We start from the raw sequence: 18,730 nt of genomic DNA, 5'->3' as shown, positions 1-18,730 counted from the left end.
TGAAGTTACGGTTCCTTAGATTCATTTGAAATTTGCAGCAATAGCAGGAGGGGATTCATATGAAAGATATTCAATTGGATCGAATTGAAGATGCGATTTATGACTTAATGCGCGGCAAAGTCATTATCGTGGTTGATGATGAGGATCGGGAGAATGAGGGAGACTTTGTAGCGCTAGCTGAGAAAGCCACTCCGGAAGTGATCAATTTTATGATTACGGAGGGTCGCGGACTCGTCTGCCTGCCGATTACGCAAGAGCGAGCAGAGGAGCTGGAACTGCAGCCGATGGTGGCGCAAAATACGGATAATCACGGGACAGCCTTTACGGTATCGATTGATCACCAGGCTACTTCAACTGGAATATCCGCTCATGAGCGTTCATTGACCGTTCAGAAGCTCATGGACCCGGCGGCCAAGCCAAGCGATTTCCGCCGCCCGGGACATATGTTCCCACTGATTGCCAAGAAGGGCGGTGTATTGCGCCGCGCCGGGCATACGGAGGCCGCTGTGGATCTGGCTCGGATGTGCGGGGCATACCCGGCAGGAGTGATCTGCGAAGTGGTTAAGGAAGATGGGACGATGGCGAGATTGCCGGACCTGGCTGAAATGGCCAGAACCTTCGACCTGAAGCTGATCAGTGTCAAGGATCTGATCCATTATCGCAATGAGAAAGAAAAGTTGGTCAATCGCGAGGTAGAAGTGAATATGCCAACTGATTTCGGTGATTTCAGGGTCGTTGCCTACACCAATGATGTTGACTCCAAGGAGCATGTGGCGCTTGTAAAAGGCGATATCGGTGGTGATGCACCCACACTGGTGCGCGTGCATTCCGAATGTCTCACCGGCGATGTCTTCCATTCGCATCGTTGCGACTGTGGCCCGCAATTTGCGGCAGCACTGAGTCAGATCGAGAAGGAAGGCAGAGGTGTACTGCTCTATATGCGTCAAGAAGGACGCGGTATTGGGCTGATCAATAAATTAAAAGCCTATAAGCTGCAAGAGCAAGGCTTCGATACGGTGGATGCCAATCTGAAGCTGGGGTTCCCGCCAGATCTGCGCGATTACGGGATTGGCGCGCAAATTTTGAAGGATTTGGGAATTCGCGAGATTCGTCTCATGACCAATAATCCGCGTAAAATCACGGGCCTTGAGGGTTATGGCCTGAAAGTGGTTGAGCGGGTGCCGATTCAAATGGAAGCCAATGAAGACAACACCAGGTACTTGCATACCAAGCAGTTAAGAATGGGGCATCTGCTGCAATTTGATGATATCGAGCAGGATGAGTCCTTATAATATTAACTTTACTGTCTAGAAACTAATACAACAAACAATTTGAGGGGAATGGATAAATATGGCACATGTATTCGAAGGACATTTAGTATCTGAGGGTTTAAAGTACGCGATCGTTGTTGGACGGTTTAATGAGTTTATCACGAGCAAGCTGCTGAGTGGAGCGTTAGACGCATTGAAGCGGCATGGTGTCAAGGAAGAGGAAATATATGTAGCCTGGGTTCCCGGGGCGTTCGAAATTCCTTTCGCGGCACAGAAATTAGCGGAAAGCGGCAAATACGATGCAGTCATTACGCTGGGAACCGTCATTCGCGGTTCAACAACACATTATGATTATGTCTGCAACGAAGTCGCTAAAGGCGTGGCAGCCATCGGCCTGAAGACAGGGGTACCAACCATCTTCGGAGTGGTAACAACCGAGAATATTGAGCAAGCGATTGAACGTGCTGGAACGAAGGCAGGCAACAAAGGCTGGGATTCGGCGATGGCGGCGATTGAAATGGCGAACTTGACGAAACAGCTAAAATAGTGCTTATTTAATGTAGTACCCTTTTTAGGGTACTGCATTTTCATTTTATTCGAGATGTTTATGTTACGTAGGCATTTTTATGGGTGGAGGAAGTTCATTGACGACGGTATTATATAAACTGGAAGCGTTCGAGGGGCCACTTGATCTCCTCTTGCATTTGATTGATAAAGCGGAGATCGATATTAATCAGGTCTCGATTAGCGAGATAACCGACCAGTATCTTGAATATTTACATAACATGCAGGAGCTGGAGCTGGAGGTTACCAGTGAATTTCTCGTCATGGCGGCCACACTACTATCGATTAAGAGCAAACAGTTGCTTCCCAAGCCGCCTGTTATCGAGCTGGATGAAGATTACGGCTATTATGAAGAGGAAGAGGACCCGCAAGAAGAACTGATTCGCCAACTGATTGAGTACCGGAAGTATAAAGGAATCGCCGAACAGCTGCATGAAATGGAGTGGGAGCGAAGCCTTATTTTTACGAAGGAACCTGAAGACTTAACTCCATTTTTGCCTGAAATTCAAGAGAATCCGGTGAAGGGGCTGCATACCCAGGATTTAATAGAAGCCTTTCAGAGGGCGATCCGTAAAGCGGTTAAACGCAACTCGGTAGCGCGAATCCATCGCGATGAGATCTCTGTGAAGGACAGGATCCAAGAAGTGGTCTCCGTGCTCGAAGGAAGCGGTAGAGGAGGCCGGTTGCTATTCTCCAAGCTGCTGCATGAGGAGATGTATCGTCATGAGATTGTCGTTACGTTTCTGGCTATCTTGGAATTGATGAAGATGAAGCAAGTGGTTTGTTATCAGAACAAACTGTTTGATGATATAGTTATTGAGTGGAGAGGTGAAGGTTCGGCCGATGAATTTTCAGGAATTGAAATCGATTATTGAAGGTTTGCTATTTCTTGCCGGGGAGGAAGGAATCAGCGTTGCACAGCTGGCGGAAGTAACCGAGCAGCGTAAGGAGATCATTAATGATGCTCTCTTGGATTTAAAGAGCTCTTTCGAACGGGCGGAACGGGGGCTGCAGGTCGTCCAAATTGCCGGCAATTATCAATTAGCGACTTTGCCTCAGCATGCGCCTTATTTTGAGAGACTGGCATATTCACCTTCCCGGTCCTCCTTATCCCAAGCGGCGCTTGAGACATTATCGATTATCGCTTACCGTCAGCCGATAACGCGGATTGAAGTAGAAGAGATTCGTGGTGTCAAATCGGAGCGGGCTATTCATACTTTGGTGAACAAAGATCTGATTGAAGAAGTAGGACGGGCTGAAGCGATTGGCCGACCGATTCTTTATGGGACAACCAAGGCATTTCTCGACTATTTTGGGCTTGCCAATCTGAAGGACCTGCCGGCTATGGAGGATATCCAGCCCTCAGATCAGCTTGAGGAGGAGACACAGCTCTTGTTCAGGAAGCTGGAAGAGCAGCAGCTGACCTTTGATGATGTGGCGCGTGACAAAGTGGAATTAACGAATAACGACGAATAGCCGTTCGAATAGCCTTTTTTTGTTTTTTGCAGTAATTGACCTTTACCGTAATAGGTAGAGGTTTTTTTACGTTGCGAATGTTTCTTATAGTGAACAGCCATACTATTAAGAGCTTATTATCTGAATAGCATGGAGGGCGTTCTCGTGTGGATTTGGCTCGGAAGCAGCCTGTTCCTGCTGTGTCTCATCATTGTGTTACTCCTATTATCGCATATCAAGCTTCAGTTCTTTGCCAAGAGGAGCAATAAGAATGACATGGTTACGATCGATGTTACATTGCTCTTTGGCCTGATCTCGCTTCACTATAAAATACCGGAGATTGAACTGAAGAATTTGCAGGAAGGATTAATTTTCCGGGGAGAAAACAGCAATAATTTGAACGAGGGACAGACGGCAAATCACGAGCAGGCAATTAATAAACATAAGATTGAGCAATGGGCGGATGATTTTAGAACAATGCTGGAAGCTACCCTTGGACTTCGCGGCTGGATGAAAGCCTCATTGAAGCATATTAAGGTTACCCAATTGGATTGGTCCACTAATATTGCCCTATCCAATGCGGCGCATACTGCAACGTTAACCGGTTTCGCTTGGGCGCTCAAATCGACCCTTATCGGATTTTTATCTTATCGCATTTCACTGCAACAACGTCCCAAGCTATTCGTGGTACCTAAATTTGGATCTCCTCCTTTATTTGTCAGCCAATTAAAATGCAAAGCGCGTATTCGCCTAGGTTATGCCTTATATGCATCGTTTGTATTGATCTTTCGGGTATTGCGTGAGAATAAAGGGCTGCGCAAATGGCTTAAGATATTGTCCAAAGCCAAATCAGCAAAATCATCAGAGCGCGAATGAGACTTCAAGGACCTTGAGGACTTAAATCCCATACATACAACATGCGCGGTATGAGCAGACTACGAAAAGCGTAGGAAGTCCTTATTCAACCCAATTCTTAAGGAGGAAGTTACAATGGCTGAACATCCAATTCAAGGGCTAATGCAAACGGCGATGGAGAACATTAAAGAAATGGTTGATGTGAATACCATTGTCGGTGAACCTGTTCAAACACCTGACGGTAGTGTGATTCTTCCAATCAGCCGTGTTGGTTTTGGCTTTGCTGCCGGAGGCAGTGATTTCTGTGTTGAGAATGATCATAATTATGAAAAGAGCAGCTCCAGCGGTTCTGATGACCATGCTAAAAGACCTTTCGGCGGTGGTAGTGGGGGCGGTGTCTCCATCAATCCGATTGCTTTTCTTGTTGTAGGTACTCAGGGAGTACACATTGTTCCACTCGATAATCAGACTCATTTGGCTGAGAAGATGATCGATGCGCTGCCGAATGTAATTGACAGAATTCAATCGATGATTCCAAGTCGCAAAGAAGATGAGCCTAAAATCGAAGTTCATACAGAATTATAAAAAGGAAATCTAAAAAGTCCACTTTTGATAAGTGCAAGCCTGGCTTCACCCAAGGGGCAATAAACGATCCTTTCCGGAAGCTCCGGGAGGGTTCTTTTTTTGAAAAAAACCATCCTTTGAATCGCGGTTGCTCCTCCCTGAATGACTTCGATCTGGTTTTCTTATCAAAAGTGGTCTTTTTGACTACCCTAAGTTGGGACATACTATCTTGGTGAAATGCATATAATGATACAAGTTCGCCAAGCATTCAGCCGAAAGGAATACGACGATGAGAATGACATCCAAGATACGCTTTATATCCTTGTTGACGAGTTGCCTGCTGCTGCTATATCCATTAGCGGTACAAGCTGAAGAGCAAGAGAAGCCAAATAGACCGCAGAGCCCGGGGGATCATGCCCAAGCAGCAGCTCTGCTAGATGTTGCCTCTGGCAGGGTGCTCTATGAGCATCATGGAAATGAAGAGCTTCCGATTGCCAGTCTGACGAAAATCATGACGGCGATTGTGGCGATTGAACATGGGCGATTATCCGATAAGGTCAAGGTGGGTCGGGCTGCGTTCGGTAAAGAGGGTTCGTCGATTTATCTTCATTTGGGCGAAGAGATGACCTTGGAAAATATGCTGTTTGGACTAATGCTGCGCTCAGGGAATGATGCGGCTACAGCGATTGCCGAGCATGTCGGCGGTTCGGAGGAAGGGTTCGTTCGTCTGATGAACGAGAAGGCGGCGCTGCTAGGGCTTAACCACTCACAATTTCAAAATCCACATGGATTAGACGCCAAAAATCATTACTCTTCTGCAGTAGATCTGGCCAAGCTAACGGCCTACGCAATGCATAATCCTGATTTTAAAGAGATCGTTAAGACGCAGGTTAAACAGGCACCGAATCCAAATGATCCTTGGGATTATAAATGGATTAACAAAAATAAAATGCTGCGCTTCTACGAGGGAGCAGACGGTGTAAAAACAGGTTATACGAAAATAGCCAGACGTTGTCTGGTCAGTTCAGCAACCCGAAATGGCCAGCAGCTTGTAGTGGTAACGATTAATGATGGGGATGACTGGAATGATCATCGCAGACTGCTTGATTATGGCTTTGGGCATTTTCCGCTTGTAGAGATCATCAAGAGAGGACAAAGCTTGCACAGCGGTGTTGTTGCCGGTACAAGCTTTAAGTATGCTCTAACCTCAGAAGAATCGGGACAGATCGGGAAGAAGCTGGTCTTGCAGGAGGAGAACGAGCTTAGCTTCGGCAGGCGGGGAGAGCTGCACATTATGTTGGACCAGCAGCTAATCGGCAAGATTCCTGTCTACAAACGCGGCAGCCTTCCGCCGGTTCCGAAACGGTATCAGCAGGTTTATAGCTCTGGCAGCATGCGGCCGGATTGGTTTACCTCATTTCAGCATGCATTAAGATCTTTGTTATTTTCGGGGGATTAAGGGAAAAAATGGATTGGCTGAAAGTTAGGGGGACGAGGGGATATGGTAAATAAAATATGGCTGGGACTCATCGTCATCGGCTTCTTGTTCGCCGCGGTCAAGGGTGATATCAATACGGTAACCCAAGCGGCCTTTGACGGCGCTGCAACGGGAGTTACGGTTTGCTTCGGTCTGATCAGCGTACTTGTCTTCTGGCTAGGGATGATGCGGATGGCGGAGGATGCGGGGCTAATCAAGACGATCTCCAAATTGCTGGGGCCTGTAGTATCTTATTTGTTCCCCGATGTTCCAAAAAACCATCCGGCGATGGGCTTTATTCTCACCAATATGAGCGCAAATCTGCTCGGCCTAGGAAATGCCGCTACACCGATGGGAATCAAGGCGATGCAGCAGCTTCAGGAGTTGAATCCGGACAAGGATACGGCTTCTCCGGCGATGTGTACACTGCTTGCCCTCAATACGGCGAGTATTACCTTGATTCCTACGACCTTAATCGCGATCAGGCTTAATTTCAACTCGGCAAATCCGGCGGAGATCGTAGGCTCTACGCTTATCGCTACCGCGATCGCAACGATGGCGGCGATTGTAGCCGACCGATTCTACCGCAGGCGCTACTCCAAGAAAATACCGCCGCTAAGCCCCCCGAATACGATGACCTTGAAGAGGTAGAAAGGGGTGAGCTTCATTGCTGGAGTGGATTAATCTTCTGTCCGCCTGGGCTGTCCCGGTTATGATCGCATTCATTCCTTTATACGCTTATTTCAAAAAAGTACCTGTATACGAGTCCTTCGTGGACGGAGCGAAAGATGGCTTTAATACGGCGATTGGAATTATCCCCAATTTGGTTGGCATGATGGTGGCGATTAGCGTCTTTCGGGCTTCAGGGGCGCTGGAGTTTTTTGTCGGTCTGGTATCGCCTTTGTTTGAATATTTACGTATTCCTGCCGAGGTGCTGCCGTTAGGCCTGCTGCGTCCTTTAACAGGCACCGGCTCTCTAGCTTTCACAACAGATCTGATTAAAACCTATGGACCGGACTCCCTGATCGGACGAATTGCCTCAACCATTCAAGGGAGTACCGATACCACCTTGTACGTACTAACCGTTTACTTTGGGGCTGTCGGGATCCGCAACGGGCGTTATGCGCTCAAGGTTGGTTTGTTCTCCGATATTGTCGGATTTTTCGCTGCTGTGTTCATTTGTTTGCTCTTATTCGGCTAATACTTTTTAATAGAGAGTTTACATATAATCTAACCGCCTTGGGGGTGTTCCTGCTTGGGCGGTTATATTTTTGTAAAATGAACAGCTTTCTTGCGGCCTATTGTGAATTTCATCTCCTATAGGTATCATGTGTATTGAGGTGACTAATGAAAAAATGGAAAGATTACAGAAAATACTAGCCAATGCTGGCGTAGCTTCGCGCCGAAAGTGTGAGGAATTAATATTGAGCGGCAAAGTGATGGTCAACGATGAAGTCGTGACCACGCTTGGCACAAAAGCTGACCCGAATGTAGACGTCATTACCGTAAACGGTAAAACCATTGGTGCAGAGAAGAAAGTATATCTCGTATTCAATAAGCCAAAGGGCGTCATCACAAGTGCATCAGACCCGCAGGGAAGAAAAATAGTCACCGACTATCTGAAAGGTATTAAAGAGAGACTATATCCGGTTGGACGTCTCGATTACGATACTGAAGGCCTGCTTATTTTAACGAATGACGGGGATTTTGCCCATCTGCTGACTCATCCTAAGCATCATGTATCCAAGACCTATTTGGCCACGGTGAAGGGCGTGCCTCATGGCACCGAATTAGACAAGCTTAAGCAAGGGATTATGCTTGAAGATGGAATGACGGCCCCGGCAGAGGCCGAATATCATGATATCGACCCGGAAGGGAAGCAATCGACGATATCGATTACGATCCATGAAGGAAGAAATCGTCAGGTGCGCCGTATGTTCGATGCGATATCACATCCGGTCCTCAAGTTGAAGCGGATCTCCTTTGGTGATTTATTTCTCGGTAATTTGAAGAGAGGGCTCTATCGCCACTTAACGAAGGAAGAAGTAGAAGGTCTGTATAAGCTAGCTGAAGCAGCAGGTAAAACAAGCAAACCTTTGAAAAGAGAAAGCTCGGACAAGCCCGCTAAACCCGCTAAACCCGTCAAGCCCAACAAGAACAAAGGAAATTTCAAACCGCGAAAAAAAGAATAGCCCATTCAGACACATAATATTCATAATTCCCCTCGCGAAAAATATGGCAATTTTCGTTATAATGTTCATAGGATGTTCACGATTTGTTCATTGATTTATGAAAATTGTCATAGTGAGGAGAATTGATATGGGGAAGGCGAGACGTCCTGTTCAAATTATAGTATTGCTCTGCATTGTAGTGTTAGGAGCATATGCCATCAGTTCGGCGGTGTTCGGCCGGGGGAACGACAAGCCTGTGGTTGGCGGCAAACCTCCAGCGGTAAAGCTGCTTGGACTTGATGGCAAAGTACATACCCTGGACGAATATAAAGGCAAAGCGATCGTCATCAATTTCTGGGCTACCTGGTGTACCTACTGCGTAAATGAAATGCCTGCTCTGCAGCAGCAGTGGGAGAAGTGGCGCGACTCTGGAGTTGTTGTGCTTGGCATCAACACAGGGGAAGATCAGATGACGGTAACTAATTTTACACAGCAGCTTGGTACTGATTTTCCGATTCTATTTGACACAGATAACGAAGCTGTTCGCGATTATGGAGTCGTACCGATGCCAACAACCTTTTTTGTAGATAAAAAAGGGAAAATCGCTTCTATCCAACAAGGTGAGCTGAATCTGAAAACATTGAATGAGCAGATTAAGCGGCTTGTACAGACTGAGGGGTAGAGGTTATGGCATGGATAGAGAATACAAAATGCGAATGCGGTCATCAAAATCGGGTCGGCACGGTCCTGTGCGAATCCTGTGGGAAGCCGCTGGAGGACATCGGCGATTCCAAGGGACTGTTGGAAATGCGTTATGATGGTGTGGCCCGGCGTTCCCAACGCGTAAACCCTAATTTTATCGATCGGATCTGGAACTTTTTCTCATCGGTGAAAGTTGCGGTTTATTTAATTATCTTTACACTGGTAGGCGCCATGCTAGGCACTATTTTTGAGCAGGAGAGCAATTTCATTAATTTTGACCCGACCACCTTCTATAAGAACAAGTACGGGCAGATCGGTGAAATTTATTATAAGCTGGGTCTCTCCCACACTTATGAATCCTGGTGGTTCGTCCTGCTGCTGGTGATGATCGGCGCGTCCCTCGTCATCTGCAGCCTGGACCGCGTGTTGCCACTTTACAAAGCGCTTTCAAAGCAGCGTATTCCTAAGCATATGCAGTTCCTTACGCGCCAGAAGGTCGTGTATCAAGGGCTTGTAGCAGAGAAAGGCAGCGAATGGGTAGAGCGGGCTGTCAAGCCCCTCAGGAAGAAAGGCTATCGCGTGCATACAGAGAAGGCTGCGCTTCTTGCTGAGAAGCAGCGCTTCAGCCGCTGGGGCCCCTATATTATACATATCGGGCTAATCATATTCTTATTGGCCGTACTGTTCAGGGGCTTGCCAGGCTTGCATTATGATCAGCATTATTGGTTCCCTGAAGGGGAAGAGACGAAAATTCCCGGAACGGATCTTTATTTAAAGAACGAGAAGTTCACCGTGGAGTATTATTCCGAGGACGAAATGTCCGAAGAATTCCGCAAGACCGGTAAAGTGGTTCCGAAGCTGTTCGAGACGCAGGCGGTTCTATATGAATGTACTGCGAATTGCGATGATCCATCCAAGGAACCTCTGCTCAAAGAAGTGAAGCGTCATGCGATTCAAGTGAATGACCCTTTGACTTATAAAGGGCTGCGCGTATATCAATTTGATTTTGACTTAACTCCTAAGCTCCGTTCGGTTCAGCCTGTACTGGTGGATAAAGTGACCGGCGAGCAATACGGAAAGTTCAAGCTTGAGATGAACAACCCGCAACAGGAGTTCAAGCTTGGTCCTTACACCTTGGAATTGAAAAATAAGTTTTTGGATTTCTCCTTAAATGAACAAGGGCAGCCTATTTCAAAATCCAGGGACCCGAATGCTCCGGCATTTCTCTTCATAGTGAAGGGTCCGGATTTGCCTGAGGAAGGCAGTCAGTTCATCTATTTTCCGAAGCAGATCGATAAAGAGCGATTCCAGCAGGATGCGATTAATGAGAAGCTTGGCGGACTGCAGAACAAGCTGGAATTAGACGTACAGTCGATGGAGGACATTGACATCATCGCTTCGTCCAGCTATTTGAATATTCGGATTGACCGGGCCATGCCGTTTGTCTGGCTTGGACTTGGAATCGTTATGCTTGGTTTGATCATGAGCTTCTATTGGCAGCATCGGCGAGTCTGGCTCCGCATTGATGAAGGAATATTGACGCTTGGAGCGCACACCACGAAGAACTGGTTCGGCATGCGCCGTGAAGTATCTTCGTTTCTAAGCACGATGGGCATAGAAGCAGATGAGAAGTCATTGGAAAATGGGGGGGAATAGCTATGAATTTTTTGGAAATCAGCCGATATGGATTTATGATTGCTTTTTTTCTGTACTGTGCTTCTTTTATTTTTTATGTAGTTGCTGTTACGGGGAAGACGTGGAAGAATAGAGACCCGCAGCGTCATGAACGGAAGTGGGGGAGAATCTCCTTTGTAACCTCTTCCTTGGGCTTGCTGTCGCACCTGGTTTACTGTGCATTTCGCTGGGCCTACAGCGGGCATATTCCGGTCAGCAATATGTATGAGTTCATGACATTCCTGTCTATGATGGTGATGATAGCATTTACCGTGATCTTCCTGATCTATCGCAAAATATTGCTGGGCATGTTCGCATTGCCGATCGCAATCATTATTATGGCGTATGCCGCCGTGTTCCCGCAGGATGTACAACCGCTCATCCCTTCGTTACGCTCAATCTGGCTGTATATTCATGTGACGCTGGCAGCGACCAGCGAGGCCTTCTTCGCGGTTGGTTTTGTGGCCGCGCTGCTATACCTGCTTCGCACGATCGAATTCGATAGCAACGAGAAATCAGCACGCCGCCAAAAAAGATGGATTGAATTTACGCTATTTTCTATTATTATAGTAGTGGGCTTTATTGTGTCGGTTTTTGCCTTCCGGGCCGCTGGATATGAGGCTGTATTTACGCAAAATCAGACAGTGATTGACAGCCAAGTACAACAAGATAGTACAATAGAACAACAGGGAGTTTACCATATGCCGCCAATTGTGGCGCCTTATCAGAGTAAGGCCGAGTCTGTACCATCGTTCCTTGGAATGGATCGGGCTTGGTTTGAAGCGCCGTCATGGATGAGCGAAGCCAGCTCGGCCCGTAAATTGAATACGGTGATATGGGCTCTAATTGCCGGGATTGTGCTATATTTATTACTAAGGCTTATTCTGCGCCGTCCGTTAAGCAAGGTACTAGCGCCTGCCGTCAAAGGGATTGATCCGAATGATGCGGATGAGATCAGCTATCGGTCGATCGCTATCGGATTTCCCATCTTTACACTTGGGGCACTGGTATTTGCTATGATTTGGGCCCAGCAAGCATGGGGCCGTTTTTGGGGTTGGGATCCCAAAGAAGTATGGGCGCTCATTACATGGCTCTACTACAGCGCTTATTTGCATCTGCGCTTGTCTCGCGGCTTCCACGGACGCAAGGCATCTTGGATCGCCGTGATTGGTTTCCTTGTGGTAATGTTTACGCTCGTGGGTGTTAATCTCATTATTGCAGGTTTGCATTCTTACGCGGGCACAGACTAACAATATTATTAATCCTATAATTCGCTCTGGTGAATGGGTAAGATGATGAAGGGGTTGTTGTTGATGTCAGATCAAGAGAATCGCATTTTGGTGGTTGATGATGAGGAGCGTATTCGTCGATTGCTAAAAATGTATTTGGAAAAAGAAGGATACGAAATCGATGAAGCTGAGGATGGAGAAATCGCCCTGAAAAAAGCGACGTCCAACGATTATGGCTTAATTCTGCTTGATGTGATGCTGCCGGGAATCGATGGCATTGAAGTGTGCAATCGATTGAGACAAGTAAAAGCGACGCCGGTGCTGATGCTGACGGCTAAGGGTGAGGAGATGAACCGGGTTCAAGGCTTTGAGGTCGGTGCAGACGATTATGTCGTTAAGCCTTTTAGCCCGCGTGAAGTCATTTATCGTGTCAAGGCGATTATGCGCCGCGCTTCTGCGACTGCTTACTTGACCAAGGAAAGCGGAACCAGCAACAACATCGTGTTCCCTCATCTTATTATTGAACATGACGCTCACCGTGTTACAGCCAATGGGCAGGAAGTCAGCCTGACTCCTAAGGAATATGAATTGCTGCACTATTTGGCGGTATCGCCGGATAAAGTATTCTCACGAGAGGAATTGCTGAAGGATGTTTGGAATTATGAATTTTTCGGCGATCTTCGAACAGTAGATACGCATGTAAAACGCCTGCGCGAAAAATTGAATAAAGTATCTCCGGAATCAGCGGCCATGATCACTACAGTATGGGGTGTTGGTTACAAACTGGAGGTTGCTAAGTAAGTGAGCTTCTGGAGATCGCTGGTCGGCAAGCTGTGGATGACGATTATTGGCCTGGTTGCTTGCGTACTGCTGATATTGGGATTATTCCTGCTGCCGTATATCGATACGAACTTTACGAATTCAGCGGCAATTAAGAAGATGTTTGTGATTGTGTGTGTGATTGGGTTCTCACTTACCACCTTCTTTGCGTTGTTCTTGTTCACCAAGATTACGCAGCCGATGCAGCAGCTGATTCGCGCGGCAGACTCGATTCGCAAGGGGAAGTATGATACTCGGCTGTCGCTTCGCACAAGCGATGAGATCGGAACTTTATCGATTACCTTCAATCATATGGCTGAAGAGCTGGAGAATACTATCCGAAGCTTGAAGCATGAGAAGGAGCATTTGTCCAGCGTTCTTAGAAGTATGTATGATGCAGTTATTACACTGGACCGCAGTGGCGCAATAATATTGACGAATCCTCCGGGGGAGAAAGTGCTTGAGCTCTGGGGCGATCTTCCGGACTCGGTCTCCGAGATGGAGGAAATGACAGAGGATGATTATTGGAGCGGAATTCCGAAGCCGCTCATTCCTATGTTCCATCGTGTACTTGATCAGGAAGGCGACCAGAGCATGAATATTCATGTGAAGAAAGGCGTATGGTCGGTACATATGACCCCGCTCGCCTCAGATGGGGAGATTCGTGGTGCGGTAGCTGTCGTGCGGGATGTAACGGAGCAGGTCAAGCTGGAGAAAATGCGCAGCGACTTCGTCGCCAACGTCTCCCATGAGATTCGCACACCGCTCTCGATGATGCAAGGATATAGCGAAGCCCTGCTTGACGGCATGGCGGCAACGCCTGAGGAACAAGCCGAGCTTGTGCAAGTCATTCATGATGAATCCCTTCGCATGACCCGCCTCGTCCGCGATTTGCTTGATTTGGCCCGGATGGAGGCAGGTTATATTGATATGCCGATGGCACAAATGGACTTTCGTGAGCTGGCGGAGCGGATGCACCGCAAATTCCTGGTGCGGGCCAAGGAGCATGATATCACGCTTCAGCTGGAAGTTGATGATTCGCCGATGTATCTGGAAGAGGCCAATGAGGACCGGCTGGAACAGGTACTCACGAACTTGCTTGATAATGCCTTTAGGCATACGCCGGATGGGGGAGAGATCGGAATCAGCGCCCATATCCGCGAGAGCAAGCTCGGCAAGGAGCTGCATGCCTCGATTAAGGACAGCGGAGCAGGGATTCCTTCCGATGACCTTGCTTTCATCTTCGAGAGGTTCTACAAGGCGGATAAGGCCCGTGTTCGGGGAGAAACGGTAGGAACCGGACTGGGATTGTCTATTGTGAAGAACATCGTGGATTCGCATCAAGGTACGATTCAGGCGGAGAGCGAGCTGGGCAAAGGGACGATATTCCATATGATATTGCCTGTCGAAAGGCATCAATAATTTGAATGTAGGACCATCCTGTTTGCAGAAAGGATGGTTTTTTTGTTGAACGAACAAGAGAAATCTTGTTCAACGTGGAACATGTTCTTTGAATTCCGAATAAAAGAAAGCTGTCCCCCTAAACCGTGAATAACGACGGGGAGACAGCTCTTATTTGAATAATTTAGATAAATGCGATTTGCTGCGCCTTATTGATCTCCGGCAATTGAGTCAGCTTGCTAATGACCCCAGCAGGAGCGGCCTTGTCCACGGTAAGAACCATGATCGCGGCACCGCCTACGATCTTGCGTCCAACCTGCATCGAAGCGATATTGACTTCATTGCTGCCAAGCAGAGTTCCTACATGACCGACCATGCCTGGAATATCATTGTGGGATACGAAGATCAGATGGCCTTCTGGAGCGATATCCACCGGATACTTGTCGATTTGGACGATTCTTGCGCCATAGCCGTTCAGCAGTGTTCCAGCGATGGAATGTTCTGTGCCATCCGGCGCTTTCAGCGTTACGCTGATCAAATTCGTGAAGCCTTTCGTTGCCGAGGCTTGGGTGACTGCCACTTTCACATCGCGCACCTTGGCCAGATGGATCGAGTTAACGATGTTGACATCGTCCCCGAAGTGGCGGGACAGCACGCCTTTGATAATATAGCGGGTTAATGGCTGAGTATCCACCTCGGCCAGATCTCCGGCATAATCCACGTGAATTTCTTGCACCGCCTGTTGATTCAGTTGAGCGGCAAGCTTGCCAATCTTCTCGCCAAGCTCGAAATAAGGCGTAAGCTTATTCATTACACTTGGTGCAACCGGCGGCATGTTCACGGCATTCTTGAACGGCTCGTTGCGAAGGATATGCAGCACTTGCTCCGATACGTCGATGGCTACATTCTCCTGGGCTTCGACGGTGGAAGCACCCAGATGCGGAGTAACGATAATCTTAGGGTTGTTCAGGAAAGGATGATCCGCTTCCGGCGGTTCCTTCTCAAATACGTCAAAGGCAGCTCCAGCTACAATACCTTGATCGATTGCTTCCACGAGGGCCATTTCATCAATAACTCCGCCGCGGGCACAGTTGATGATGCGCATGCCCTTCTTCATGATCTCGAATTGAGGGCGCGAGATCATATGCTTGGTCTCCGGAGTCAAAGGAGTATGGACCGTAATAAAGTCCGCATTACGGACGATATCCTCGACGCTGGACAGCTTGATTCCGAGCTTCTCTGCACGGTCTTCGGTCAGGAACGGATCATAACCGAGAATATCCATGCCGAATGCTTTGGCCCGCTTGGCAACTTCCGAACCAATTCGGCCCATACCGAGCACGCCAAGCTTCTTATTGCGAAGCTCTACGCCAAGGAATTTACGATCCCAGGTTCCGGAGATGGTCTTGGCATAAGCCTGCGGAATATGGCGGGCAAGGGCCATCATCATTGCGAAGGCATGCTCGCAGGTTGTAATCGTGTTGCCATCCGGCGCATTGATAACGATAATTCCGCGTTGCGTTGCCGCTTCGAGGTTGATGTTATCAACGCCCACGCCGGCGCGGCCGATCACCTTGAGATTTTTACCGGCTTCCATAATTTTGTCAGTCACCTTGGTCTGGCTGCGGACAAGCAATGCGTCGTATTCAGGAATGATTTGAACCAGTTCATCTTCGCTAAGTCCTGTCTTTTTGTCTATTACGACGTCACTGGCTTCCACGAGCTGTTGAATCCCCAGATCACTGATCGGATCCGATACAAGAACTTTAAACATGATTTCTTTGCCTCCTAAATATGGTCTTTTTTTGTATATATAAGCTGAACTGGTAGTTCAACCTCTATAAATGTGCTCGTTCAATCGCCTTGCCGGATTGTCATTGCTCTATCACTTCAGCGATTTCCCGTTATACTGCGACAAAGACACAACGTGTTATGAAGCAGCTTAGCGTGTATCCAGGCAACAAAAAAACTCTCAATCCGCATACTACTACCGTAGTAAGGGACGAGAGTTGTTCGTGGTACCACCCTAATTCACTGCCTCTTCGCAGAAGCAGCCTCATTTGTCGTTAAGACAAAACTGATAACGGAGTTCTCCGACTGCGCCTACTTGAGCTTCAACGCAGTGACTCAGGATCGCTTAAGCTGTTATGTACACTACCGGTTCGCAGCACCACCGGCTCTCTGGGAGTTTCATAGCAGCCATGTTCCTTCATTGTTTTTCACGAGTATGATTTTTCATAATGTACCATGGTCTAAGAAAGGTGTCAATACTGTGAATGGTACAATAGCCCGGGGCCGGGGCGCTCTTGAATCTGCCCGTTTTTTTAGTTATGATTTTGTTAATGTCGAAAAAACTCTGTTTTTCTGTCTGAAACCTTCAGTCCTCGAAGAAAAAAGGCAGTTCAGGAAGCGACTCGGATTTATAAAAAGCAGGTTTCCATTTTAGAAATTCATTTTCTTGAATAGCTTCTGTTTCTGTGAGAATTTTCACAACGGACTGCACAGAATTAAGATTGAGCGATGATGCTTTTCCGCTAGTAATCATTTGATCAATCTTAGCCGTCATATCTTGAGGCAGATAGTTCACATACATTTTGTCCTTAAGCATAATATCAGCGACAGCTTTATTTTTTATGGCGAAGGAGTATGTCTTCCATTCCTTGATCGTAGCGTTTGTATTGAAGTTGAATGAGTCTGGAATGGATTTGTCGTATTTGGAACTCCATTTCAAGATGGATGCATAGAATTTATTTTGAGCCTGAAGCCCGAAATTTACTGCGCTCTCCAGAAATTCATCGTTCGCCTCCGGGCGATCGGACAGCTTGGCTAATGTAATAACGCTCGTCTGTTTGACTGATCGATCGATATTCTCATCAAAGAGCCGCAGACTCTTCAGAATGTCGGCCTGTGCTTCAAGCAAAAGCGGAGAGTTGCTGGACACCTGATACGAGGCAACTTCCTTGTACTGATCCTGGGCAGATTTACGCAGCTGCTTCAGCGTTTGACTGGAGATCGCATCCCCGTCGCCATGAGCGCCTCGATGGTACCTGTCCATGGTTGAGACGTAGTTGTTCTTGAAATTCTGGTACGGCTGAAAGACGGTAAAATAAAAGGTGACCAAATCCTGCTGCTGATAGGAACCATCGGATTCAAGCACATAGTCATAATTAGCGATGCTGGCGTATTTCGCCTCCGTCTTGCTGACGCCGATCTGCAAGCCCAGAAAGAACGTCCCGAAGGCGGCGATCAAGGTGAAGAGAAAGCCCATTGTAAACAGCATCTCACCACGGGAGGAATTCGATTTGCGATTCATGAGTACCGCTCCTTAATTCATATTTTTCAGTCCATGAGCGAACAAATATGTATTCATCTCAATATCATTATAAAGGACAGGGTTTGACAAATTATATGAAAAAGTTCAAATTTGACAAAATCAAGATACAAAAGGTCGATCCCGGTCAACTGAATGAGCGAATCTTGCTGATCAATTTGTATCTTACTCAAGGACTTACTTTATTTATCGGTCTAATCATTTTGTTATTTCAGAAGCGAAACCCCCTAAATGTGTTAACATTTCCTGAACATCCTGAATTTGCATACTATAGTATCGGATTGGCCGGTATTATGTTTTGTGCAGATATGCTTATTTCCAGATTTGTCGGAGAGGATAGCATGGACGATGGGGGAATTAACAATATGCTCTTTCGAAGCCGTCCTATCTGGCATATTGTACTGATCTGCCTGGTAGTAGCGATCTGCGAGGAGTTGCTGTTCCGGGGAGCTGTCCAGCATGGACTTGGCATCTATTGGACGAGTATTCTGTTTGCAGTGATTCATGTCCGTTATTTGAAGCATTGGATTCCGACCGGGTGGGTATTTTTGAGCAGCTATGGACTGGGTTATATTTATGTTCTGACAGGGACGCTGTGGGCGCCTATTTTATGCCATTTCATTATCGACCTTGTATCCGGGCTAGTCATTAAATATCGGAGGGAAACATGAGTGAGCGTTTGAGCAGGGTTGAACGGTATCAACGCAGCCGTGAGACCAAACACACCAAGAGCAGACAGCGTCGCTCGTCAGAAGCGAGAGCCAGTAGAACAGGACCGGATTTCTTGGCGGACTACCAGAAGGAAGAGCATGAGGACTTATCCCGGGAGGAGATTCCGTTTGTGAACGAAGCTCCGGATGAAGCATTCCAGGAACAAGACGAAGCTGATGGAACCAATATGAAGGACCTGCCGACACGCAAGCAAATGTTTCCGTCACAACGGCTGAAGCTGCAGAAGTGGTTCCTCAACTCGCTATTATATATCTTTATAGGATTGCTCGTCTTTTTGTTATGGTGGGGCATCAGCAAATCCCCCTGGGGTCAAAAATACGGTCTGTAGATGAAGCTCAAAAAGCCCGCTATCGATAAGGATGCCAATTAAAGTCATGCAAGCATGAGCGGCCGTGATCCAAAGGCCAATTTACTTGATGAACCTTTTTTTACAAGGCGTATTGGCTTGACTTTTTGAGCAAGCTGCATATATGATGTAGACCACA

General features: G+C 47.3%; 19 protein-coding genes and 1 other annotated feature. Of the genes, 17 read left to right on the top strand and 2 right to left on the bottom strand.

The genetic code is table 11. The annotated features are described in order from the left end of the window. The first annotated feature begins 59 nt into the window (after positions 1-59). The 15 genes from BN1360_RS20865 (at position 60) to BN1360_RS20795 (ending at position 14,203) form a co-directional block, all read left to right on the top strand. A complete protein-coding gene (locus BN1360_RS20865; protein WP_068781782.1) occupies positions 60-1,292 on the top strand; it encodes a bifunctional 3,4-dihydroxy-2-butanone-4-phosphate synthase/GTP cyclohydrolase II in 1,233 nt (410 codons plus the stop codon). A gap of 58 nt (positions 1,293-1,350) precedes the next feature. Continuing rightward, the gene (gene ribH / locus BN1360_RS20860; protein ID WP_068781781.1) at positions 1,351-1,818 is read left to right on the top strand and encodes a 6,7-dimethyl-8-ribityllumazine synthase; all 468 of its coding nucleotides are present in this window, start codon (positions 1,351-1,353) and stop codon (positions 1,816-1,818) included. Between the two features lie 79 nt (positions 1,819-1,897). Then, positions 1,898-2,710, top strand: coding sequence for a segregation and condensation protein A (locus BN1360_RS20855; protein WP_068781780.1), 813 nt, complete (start codon positions 1,898-1,900; stop codon positions 2,708-2,710). Then, entirely contained in the window at positions 2,679-3,311 is a 633-nt protein-coding gene (gene scpB / locus BN1360_RS20850; RefSeq protein WP_068781779.1) for an SMC-Scp complex subunit ScpB, read from the top strand. Before BN1360_RS20855 ends, scpB begins: the two co-directional genes overlap by 32 nt. A 144-nt stretch (positions 3,312-3,455) precedes the next feature. Then, positions 3,456-4,166 carry a DUF2953 domain-containing protein gene (locus BN1360_RS20845; protein ID WP_068781778.1) on the top strand — a complete coding sequence of 237 codons (711 nt, stop codon included), beginning with the start codon at positions 3,456-3,458 and terminating at the stop codon, positions 4,164-4,166. A gap of 114 nt (positions 4,167-4,280) precedes the next feature. Next, positions 4,281-4,730 carry a GerW family sporulation protein gene (gene ytfJ / locus BN1360_RS20840; protein WP_068781777.1) on the top strand — a complete coding sequence of 150 codons (450 nt, stop codon included), beginning with the start codon at positions 4,281-4,283 and terminating at the stop codon, positions 4,728-4,730. Positions 4,731-5,004: 274 nt separating this feature from the next. Beyond that, positions 5,005-6,168, top strand: coding sequence for a D-alanyl-D-alanine carboxypeptidase family protein (locus BN1360_RS20835; RefSeq protein ID WP_068781833.1), 1,164 nt, complete (start codon positions 5,005-5,007; stop codon positions 6,166-6,168). Positions 6,169-6,210: 42 nt separating this feature from the next. After that, complete coding sequence (locus BN1360_RS20830; RefSeq protein ID WP_068781776.1) at positions 6,211-6,837, top strand: nucleoside recognition domain-containing protein; 627 nt, start codon at positions 6,211-6,213, stop codon at positions 6,835-6,837. A gap of 16 nt (positions 6,838-6,853) precedes the next feature. Next, the gene (locus BN1360_RS20825; protein WP_068781775.1) at positions 6,854-7,387 is read left to right on the top strand and encodes a spore maturation protein; all 534 of its coding nucleotides are present in this window, start codon (positions 6,854-6,856) and stop codon (positions 7,385-7,387) included. 154 nt (positions 7,388-7,541) lie between these two features. Next, positions 7,542-8,378: a pseudouridine synthase gene (locus tag BN1360_RS20820; protein ID WP_082790153.1), complete on the top strand. Its 837-nt coding sequence runs from the start codon at positions 7,542-7,544 to the stop codon at positions 8,376-8,378. A gap of 127 nt (positions 8,379-8,505) precedes the next feature. Further along, on the top strand, positions 8,506-9,039 hold the full coding sequence (locus tag BN1360_RS20815) for a redoxin domain-containing protein (RefSeq protein WP_068781774.1): 534 nt from the start codon (positions 8,506-8,508) through the stop codon (positions 9,037-9,039). Between the two features lie 5 nt (positions 9,040-9,044). Then, positions 9,045-10,715, top strand: coding sequence for a cytochrome c biogenesis protein ResB (gene resB, locus BN1360_RS20810; protein WP_068781773.1), 1,671 nt, complete (start codon positions 9,045-9,047; stop codon positions 10,713-10,715). Positions 10,716-10,717: 2 nt separating this feature from the next. Further along, on the top strand, positions 10,718-11,983 hold the full coding sequence (gene ccsB / locus BN1360_RS20805; RefSeq protein WP_068781772.1) for a c-type cytochrome biogenesis protein CcsB: 1,266 nt from the start codon (positions 10,718-10,720) through the stop codon (positions 11,981-11,983). A 63-nt stretch (positions 11,984-12,046) separates the two neighbouring features. Then, positions 12,047-12,763, top strand: coding sequence for a response regulator transcription factor (locus tag BN1360_RS20800; protein WP_068781771.1), 717 nt, complete (start codon positions 12,047-12,049; stop codon positions 12,761-12,763). Beyond that, on the top strand, positions 12,764-14,203 hold the full coding sequence (locus BN1360_RS20795) for a HAMP domain-containing sensor histidine kinase (RefSeq protein ID WP_068781770.1): 1,440 nt from the start codon (positions 12,764-12,766) through the stop codon (positions 14,201-14,203). A 163-nt stretch (positions 14,204-14,366) separates the two neighbouring features. Here the strand turns inward: BN1360_RS20795 and serA are convergent, their stop codons facing one another. Both serA and BN1360_RS20785 read right to left on the bottom strand, forming a co-directional pair. Continuing rightward, positions 14,367-15,956: a phosphoglycerate dehydrogenase gene (gene serA / locus BN1360_RS20790; protein ID WP_068781769.1), complete on the bottom strand. Its 1,590-nt coding sequence runs from the start codon at positions 15,954-15,956 to the stop codon at positions 14,367-14,369. Positions 15,957-16,177: 221 nt separating this feature from the next. Further along, positions 16,178-16,404 (bottom strand) — a binding site (T-box leader). 155 nt (positions 16,405-16,559) lie between these two features. Further along, positions 16,560-17,495, bottom strand: coding sequence for a hypothetical protein (locus BN1360_RS20785; protein WP_068781768.1), 936 nt, complete (start codon positions 17,493-17,495; stop codon positions 16,560-16,562). A gap of 95 nt (positions 17,496-17,590) precedes the next feature. Here BN1360_RS20785 and BN1360_RS20780 point away from each other — a divergent pair, with 95 nt between their 5' ends. After that, on the top strand, positions 17,591-18,184 hold the full coding sequence (locus BN1360_RS20780) for a CPBP family intramembrane glutamic endopeptidase (RefSeq protein ID WP_068781832.1): 594 nt from the start codon (positions 17,591-17,593) through the stop codon (positions 18,182-18,184). Beyond that, positions 18,181-18,573, top strand: coding sequence for a hypothetical protein (locus BN1360_RS20775; protein WP_068781767.1), 393 nt, complete (start codon positions 18,181-18,183; stop codon positions 18,571-18,573). The genes BN1360_RS20780 and BN1360_RS20775 overlap by 4 nt, the downstream gene beginning before the upstream one ends. The last annotated feature ends 157 nt before the right edge of the window (positions 18,574-18,730 follow it).

The organism is Paenibacillus sp. GM2 (assembly GCF_900069005.2).
Taxonomy (GTDB): domain Bacteria; phylum Bacillota; class Bacilli; order Paenibacillales; family Paenibacillaceae; genus Fontibacillus.
This window is presented reverse-complemented; position numbering and strand designations above follow the sequence as displayed.